The sequence below is a fragment of the Delftia sp. CH05 genome, from assembly GCF_009827015.1.
Lineage (GTDB): Bacteria > Pseudomonadota > Gammaproteobacteria > Burkholderiales > Burkholderiaceae_C > Comamonas > Comamonas tsuruhatensis.
This window is the reverse complement of sequence record NZ_WUMG01000085.1, coordinates 1-6,185: the sequence shown is the minus strand read 5'-3', so window position 1 is coordinate 6,185 and position 6,185 is coordinate 1. Positions and strand designations below refer to the sequence as shown.

General features: G+C 57.0%; 10 protein-coding genes. 6 read left to right on the top strand and 4 right to left on the bottom strand.

The genetic code is table 11. The annotated features are described in order from the left end of the window. Positions 1-495: 495 nt before the first annotated feature. The 4 genes from GRX31_RS29995 to GRX31_RS29980 are packed head-to-tail and all read right to left on the bottom strand — an operon-like array spanning position 496 to position 2,502. On the bottom strand, positions 496-1,290 hold the full coding sequence (locus GRX31_RS29995) for a sulfite exporter TauE/SafE family protein (RefSeq protein ID WP_053821759.1): 795 nt from the start codon (positions 1,288-1,290) through the stop codon (positions 496-498). Positions 1,291-1,301: 11 nt separating this feature from the next. After that, positions 1,302-1,739, bottom strand: a complete 438-nt coding sequence (locus GRX31_RS29990; RefSeq protein WP_160856201.1) for a DUF6691 family protein — start codon at positions 1,737-1,739, stop codon at positions 1,302-1,304. A 10-nt stretch (positions 1,740-1,749) separates the two neighbouring features. Further along, the gene (locus GRX31_RS29985) at positions 1,750-2,181 is read right to left on the bottom strand and encodes a YeeE/YedE family protein (protein ID WP_053821757.1); all 432 of its coding nucleotides are present in this window, start codon (positions 2,179-2,181) and stop codon (positions 1,750-1,752) included. A gap of 12 nt (positions 2,182-2,193) precedes the next feature. Continuing rightward, positions 2,194-2,502: an ArsR/SmtB family transcription factor gene (locus GRX31_RS29980; protein WP_053821756.1), complete on the bottom strand. Its 309-nt coding sequence runs from the start codon at positions 2,500-2,502 to the stop codon at positions 2,194-2,196. 124 nt (positions 2,503-2,626) lie between these two features. On the opposite strand from GRX31_RS29980, the gene GRX31_RS29975 reads away from it, so the two are divergent. The 6 genes from GRX31_RS29975 to GRX31_RS29950 all read left to right on the top strand — a co-directional run. Beyond that, entirely contained in the window at positions 2,627-3,376 is a 750-nt protein-coding gene (locus GRX31_RS29975) for an MBL fold metallo-hydrolase (RefSeq protein WP_053821755.1), read from the top strand. A 28-nt stretch (positions 3,377-3,404) separates the two neighbouring features. Continuing rightward, complete coding sequence (locus GRX31_RS29970; protein ID WP_053821754.1) at positions 3,405-3,833, top strand: beta-lactamase hydrolase domain-containing protein; 429 nt, start codon at positions 3,405-3,407, stop codon at positions 3,831-3,833. 201 nt (positions 3,834-4,034) lie between these two features. Further along, complete coding sequence (locus GRX31_RS29965; protein ID WP_226994866.1) at positions 4,035-4,709, top strand: TlpA family protein disulfide reductase; 675 nt, start codon at positions 4,035-4,037, stop codon at positions 4,707-4,709. A gap of 245 nt (positions 4,710-4,954) precedes the next feature. Beyond that, positions 4,955-5,113 carry a universal stress protein gene (locus tag GRX31_RS31090; RefSeq protein WP_272918462.1) on the top strand — a complete coding sequence of 53 codons (159 nt, stop codon included), beginning with the start codon at positions 4,955-4,957 and terminating at the stop codon, positions 5,111-5,113. Between the two features lie 16 nt (positions 5,114-5,129). Then, positions 5,130-5,465 (top strand): TraR/DksA family transcriptional regulator, encoded by a 336-nt coding sequence (locus GRX31_RS29955; RefSeq protein ID WP_029306728.1) that lies wholly within the window; start codon positions 5,130-5,132, stop codon positions 5,463-5,465. A 107-nt stretch (positions 5,466-5,572) separates the two neighbouring features. Continuing rightward, on the top strand, positions 5,573-6,185 hold a 613-nt coding region (locus tag GRX31_RS29950; protein ID WP_160856199.1), incomplete at its 3' end, for a SprT-like domain-containing protein.

Here is a 6,185-nt window from a genome sequence, read left to right as displayed (position 1 = left end):
AGCGCTTGGGCTGCCTCATCGGCGGCTTCATGCCCGACCACCTCAAGCGCTGCCAGTGGCCCGATGATTTCCGTCCGGTGCCGGGCTTGCGCCCATGCCTCGTCGGGCAGGGTGGCCACGCCTTGCGCGGCAATCGGTGGAGTGTCTGATGTCATGCCCAAACCTCGCTTTGGTGCACACGAGTATTGAGCATAGTCGAGATTGGTGCAGACGACTCCTGATATTGGGCTGTCAGGAGCCGTATGCACACCAGGCGTTACATCCAGTCAGATGGTGCGGTCGTCTTCTGAAAACGACAAGAAACACAAAAGTTAACTCTATTCTGACGTTGCTGGGTGGCTTCTCCTGACATCAGGATAGGGTATAGCCTAAGCTCACATGCTTAGGTGACGGCGAAAATGCGAACGGGGTTTCTTAATGCTGTTCTACGAACGAGTGATTCTCTGGCCAAGAGAGCCAGCAGGAGCATATGGGTTGTGTTATCGATCGTTTCCTCTACAGTGATTTAAAAGTCATCATTGCAGCGACCCCGAGACATATCACCCCGAAAGCAGCTTTCAGATACTTTTGCGGAAGCCGCGAGGTGAGCACACTGCCGACTCCCATCCCGACTATGCTTCCTGCTGCGAACGGGAGCGCGACACCAAGGGGAAATTTTCCTGTAGATAGGCTGGCCGCTACGCCAGTTAGCGAAACAAGTGCGATAACACCGAGCGAGGTAGCGACGACCGATTGCACCGCTAAATCCGTGAAACGCTGCAAGGCCGGCACCATGACGAACCCGCCGCCTACCCCGAGCAAACCGGACAGAATGCCCGCAATGGCACCTGCGATCGATAAGGCGCCGGCGCACTTGCTCGTCCAGATAAACCGTCCACTCATGTCGTCCCGAATGCAGGGTCGATCCAGAGTAAGAGAGGTGGACTCGACACTGCGGCCGACGATTTCACGGAAGGTTTTATATGCGACCCAGGCGAGAATAGCGGCAAACAACAGGCTGAGCAGTCGCGTGTCCAAACGGTGAGCCAACCATACACCGAGTGGCGCGAGCAGGATGCCAGTGCCGGCAATGAGCACGGTCGCGCGGTAGCGCACAATCCCAGCCTTTAAGCCCATCAAAGCACCTGCTGCGGCAGAAACACCGACGGCGAGCAGGCCAACGGGGCCGGCTTCGGCGATCGTTAAGTGCATGCCGAAGACAAGAAGTGGGACCGCGAGAATGCCTCCCCCAGCTCCTGTCAGACCCATGACAATACCTACCACCGCCCCCAAGAGAAGACCCGTAATCATCACAGCCCCGGTTACGCGGCCGGTGATGCGGCTTTGGCTTTTGCTCGTTCGAACAGTTCAAACAACGCCATTCCGACCAGCATGGCGATGAAGAACAGCAAGGGTTTGGCGCCGCCTTGTGCGAGCGATGCGAGCGCAGGACCGGGACAATAGCCGGCCAGGCCCCAGCCGACGCCGAACGCGAGTCCGCCGAGCACGAGACGGCGGTCAATTTGCGTAGCCGTCGGCAAGCGCATGGCGTCGCCCAGGATCGATCTCGGACGTTTGGCCGCGAACGGAAACACCAGCGCGCCGACGACTACAGCGCCGCCCATCACGAACGCAAGCGACGGGTCCCAGTTTCCGGCCAGGTCCAAAAAGCCGAGCACCTTCGCGGGGTCGCTCATGCCGGACAAAATAAGCCCCAAGCCGAACAACAGGCCGACCAACAGCGACATGAAGATTTTCATTTTTGCTCCCTTAGCCGACAAGATGGCGAACAACGTAGACGGTCACGAATCCGGCGGACATAAAGGCTACGGTAGCCACCATCGAACGCGGGGAGCGACGCGACAGCCCGCACACGCCATGTCCGCTAGTGCAGCCCGAACCGTAACGGGTACCGATCCCTACCAGCAGTCCGGCCAGGATCAAGACCGGGTAACCGGCCTCGATGTGCACTTGGGGCAGGGGAGCGATGCTTGAAAACACGAGAGGAGAAAGCACTAGGCCGCCCACGAACGCAAGACGCCAGGCGATATCGCCCCTTGCGGGCGTTAACAGGCCACCCACGATGCCACTGATGCCCGCAATTCTTCCGTTAAATACCAAGAACAGTGCCGTGGCTATTCCGATCATCAGCCCACCCGCCAGCGACGTCCAGGGCGTGAAATTGTTCCAGTCAATCATCATTACAGCCTCCTATTACGTTGGGCAGTAAAGTTGGTACAACACCTGTAGCACTGCCAGTGCCTCACTACTGGAGATGCTGTAGAAGATCTGCTTGCCCTCACGGCGCGTATTCACTAGTCGCTCTTCGCGGAGCACGGTCAGCTGCTGTGAAAGCGTAGGCTGCAAGATCCCAGTGATGGTTTCCAGCTCTTTGACCGAGAACTCGCCCTGCGTCATCTGGCATAGCAAGAGCATACGGTCGGGGTTGGACAGTACCTTCAGAAGCTTGCTAGCCTCCCCAGCTGCGGCATGCAGTTTCACTAAATCAATTTGCTTTGGCATGGCCACGTAGATCCGTTTAAAAGTAACACTTTACACGAACATTATACCATAACATAATATATTAAACGTAGAGACGATGATCCATGTGTCGAACTCTGATCACGACGACTATTAAGGAGCGCTCATGATTTTTAGACAACTGTACGAACCCCTGTCGAGCACTTATACCTATCTGCTGGGGGACGAGGACACGGGACAGGCAGTCCTCATCGATCCCGTGATTGCGACCATGGATCGGGATCTGGCCGAGGTGCACAGGTTAGGTCTGACCTTGGCTTACACGGTCGATACCCATATCCATGCCGACCACATCACCGCAGCTTTGGAAATGAAGCGTGCCGTGGGTAGCAAGATTGCCGCGCCTGCCTACGATCAGTTGTCATGTGCCGATGTCGGCATCGAAGAAGGCAGGCCATTTCAGGTCGGGGGTATTACTTTGCAGCCCCTGCATACCCCCGGCCATACCGACGGGCACTTTGCCTATCTTTTAAATGACCGCGTATTCACAGGCGACGCCTTACTTATCGAGGGGTGTGGCAGGACTGACTTTCAAAACGGTGATGCCGATGCGCTCTACAAAAGCGTGCGAGAGAAGCTGTTTGCTTTGCCCGACGAAACCTTGGTCTACCCGGCGCACGACTACCAGCAGCGTTTTGTCTCCTCGATCGCGCAGGAAAAGAAGCGTAATCCCCGCCTGGGCGGGGAAAAGACGCTCGAAGAGTTCAGGGACATCATGGCCAAGCTGAACCTTCCATACCCTAAGTTCATTGACTACGCTGTCCCGGGGAATAAGCAATGTGGCGTCTGTCCCCCAGACCTGCCAGAGAACTTGGCCAGCTATTGCCGCCAGATGACCCAGAGCCCGCAGGGCTGACGTGCCGCTAACCAACGGAGAAATTGAAATGACAAACTTCAAGCAAATAGGGGATGGCCTGTTCATCGGTCCCCAGCCTTCGGGGCAGGATTTGGTGGAGGCGAAGCAGCAAGGCATTCACACCGTAATTGACATGCGTACGCCTGGGGAAACGGCCACCTCGAACGCCGAGTTGGTCAGGAACAGTGGACTGGATTACTTCAATGTACCAGTCAACAAGACAGCCCTGTCAGAGCAGCAGATTGACGAGTTAAGTCAAGTAATGCAGAGAACACAAGGGCCGCATTTACTGCATTGCGCCACTGGCACGAGGGCCGCGTTGCTGCTCGCGCTTAGTCGTGCAAAGCAGAATGGGTGGACAGCGGAACGCACGTTCGAGGAAGCGCAAACCATGGGGTTCAACCTTCAGGGTTCCGCTGATTTCGCCAGCTTCGTCAGGCAAGTCACGGCCAAATAGATGTTCATTCGCAACTAGAACTGCAAGTTAAAGTTCACAAATTTCGATTCAGGGAGCCACTTTTTGGATGCTGTACGATTTGGGCCGCTCGTCGTCCCTGTACAAGTAGCACTACTCTTAGCAGGCATAACGCTTGCCCATTCTGTTGCCGCGTGGTTCCGCACGAGGCGCGGTGTCGATCCGGGCCCCGTTCTTTGGAAGATGATCGTGTTCGGTTTCCTCGCCGGACGCTCGATCTTCGTATTAAGACATCATGAGATTTATTCCAATGCTCCATTGTCGATCATCGACTTTCGTGATGGAGGCTTCGACAACCTGGCCGGTTTCGCGACGGCCGTTTTGGTTGGCATGGAATTGTCACGGCGCTCGACGACACTACGTAGGCCGCTTCTGACTGCAACCTTGACGGGTTGCTTTGTCTTTTTCGGAGGAAGTGCGCTGAATCATGCCCTTACGCCGGTGGGTGTGCCTGTCCCGACAATTGAGGTACGCCGCCTCGACAACACAACTGTGCCGCTCAGTGCCTTTGTGGGCCGCCCCTTGATTATCAATCTTTGGGCAACTTGGTGTCCGCCGTGCCGACGTGAGATGCCTGTATTAAAGGCTGCACAGCTAGCCCATCCAGAAATCCACTTCGTGTTTGCGAATCAAGGAGAATCAGCAGCAACCGTACAAAGCTACCTCGACGCGAATGGGTTACAAATGCCAAATATCGTTCTCGATCCGGCCAAGCAGGTAAGTGCCCGAACTGGTTCGTCTGGTTACCCCACAACGCTGTTCTATGATGCTCAAGGCCGGCTATACAAGCGGCATATGGGTGAGCTTTCGCGCGCAACACTAACCGAGAAAATCGACAGCTTCTTCGGCTCTCGCTGAGCACTGGGATACCGCTGCTGTTTTATGTCAGCTCTGATGTTCGAGATGATGACATGGCCAGGCTGCCGCCGTTACTGCATGAGCACATCAACATGCTTGGCCAGTATTCCTACTCTGTGTTGGAAGCAGTAGCCAAGGGCTGGCTGCGGCCACTGCATAACCCAGCAAGCAACGAAAAAGTCAGGAGTGGCCTTAACCTGGTTTGCCGTTCCGCTGCACCTCGACCCCTCATTATGTCTTAGCGCCTGATTTTTTCCGTTTTCCCTCTTCACCCCAAGGAGCAGTCCATCGACATGCTCATCATGGGCGCATTCGGTCACTCGCCGCTGCGCACTTTGATGTTCGGCAGCAAGACCGCTGACCTGCTGCGTTCCTCGACCGTCCCCACGCTTCTACTGCGATAGCGAAGGAGTCGCCTCAATGGACATGGAACAGTTCCGCGCTCGACTGCTGATCGAGCAAAGGGAAACCGTTGAGGCAATCCAGCAGGCTCAACAGTCCGCCGCGCCGGTCGAGCTGGATCAATCCTGTGTCGGTAGGGTGTCGCGTATCGACGCCCTCCAACAGCAGGCTCTCGCCCAAGGATTGCGGGAGCGGCTGACCATTCGCAAGCGCAAGGTCGAAGCTGCGCTGGCCCGCCTCGACTCTGGCACCTATGGGCTGTGCTGCGCCTGTCACAGTGATTTGGAGCCGGAACGGTTGAACGCCGATCCTGCTGTTGTGTTCTGCCAGGAATGCGCAACAGAGCGTCAATGACAAAGCCGTATTGATGCCCAACGGTGGAGCCGTTTTGCCTTAACGTGCTTTATTTTCCGTTTTCTGAGACGACCCCATCTTTACCTGTAACCGGTGCACAGCGAGCCATGCCCACGCGTGCAACCTATTCTGAGTTGCAGCAGGCGTACGAGCACTTCAACCAGCGTCTGTTCGACGATGCTCTGCCCCATTGCCTGATCACGCTACAGCGAGAAAAACGCACCTGCGGGTACTTCTCGGCCGCGCGCTTTGCGTCGCTGGACGGCAGCACCACGGACGAGATCGCCCTGAACCCCGCCTATTTCGCGGCCGTGCCGATCATCGAGACGCTGCAGACGCTGGTGCACGAGATGGCCCATCTATGGCAGCACCACTTCGGCAAGCCGGGCCGGGGGCGCTACCACAACGAGGAGTGGGCCGCAAAGATGGAAGCGATAGGCTTGATGCCGTCATCTACCGGCCGGCCCGGAGGGAAGCGTACGGGCGACATGATGGCCGACTACGCCATCGCAGGAGGGCCCTTCCTCGGGGCATGCGAGCAGTTGCTGACGGACAGCTTCCAGATCAGTTGGTACGACCGTTTTCCTGCGATCGAGCACGTGCTCAGCGGCCAGTGGAGCATGGCCACGCAGCTGCAGGGCATGGCCGGCACCACGCCCCCAATGGCGACCGTACCCGCTTTGGCGCAGGCAGTGCGGCCAGTGGCCCACACGGTGCCCA

What these genes read in the sequence shown, in the direction of transcription:
- GRX31_RS29980 (WP_053821756.1), bottom strand. Translation starts at nt 2,502, where the DNA reads ATGCCAAAGCAAATTGATTTAGTGAAACTGCATGCCGCAGCTGGGGAG.
- GRX31_RS29975 (WP_053821755.1), top strand. Translation starts at nt 2,627, where the DNA reads ATGATTTTTAGACAACTGTACGAACCCCTGTCGAGCACTTATACCTAT.
- GRX31_RS29995 (WP_053821759.1), bottom strand. Translation starts at nt 1,290, where the DNA reads ATGATTACGGGTCTTCTCTTGGGGGCGGTGGTAGGTATTGTCATGGGT.
- GRX31_RS29990 (WP_160856201.1), bottom strand. Translation starts at nt 1,739, where the DNA reads ATGAAAATCTTCATGTCGCTGTTGGTCGGCCTGTTGTTCGGCTTGGGG.
- GRX31_RS29970 (WP_053821754.1), top strand. Translation starts at nt 3,405, where the DNA reads ATGACAAACTTCAAGCAAATAGGGGATGGCCTGTTCATCGGTCCCCAG.
- GRX31_RS29985 (WP_053821757.1), bottom strand. Translation starts at nt 2,181, where the DNA reads ATGATGATTGACTGGAACAATTTCACGCCCTGGACGTCGCTGGCGGGT.
- GRX31_RS29955 (WP_029306728.1), top strand. Translation starts at nt 5,130, where the DNA reads ATGGACATGGAACAGTTCCGCGCTCGACTGCTGATCGAGCAAAGGGAA.
- GRX31_RS29965 (WP_226994866.1), top strand. Translation starts at nt 4,035, where the DNA reads ATGATCGTGTTCGGTTTCCTCGCCGGACGCTCGATCTTCGTATTAAGA.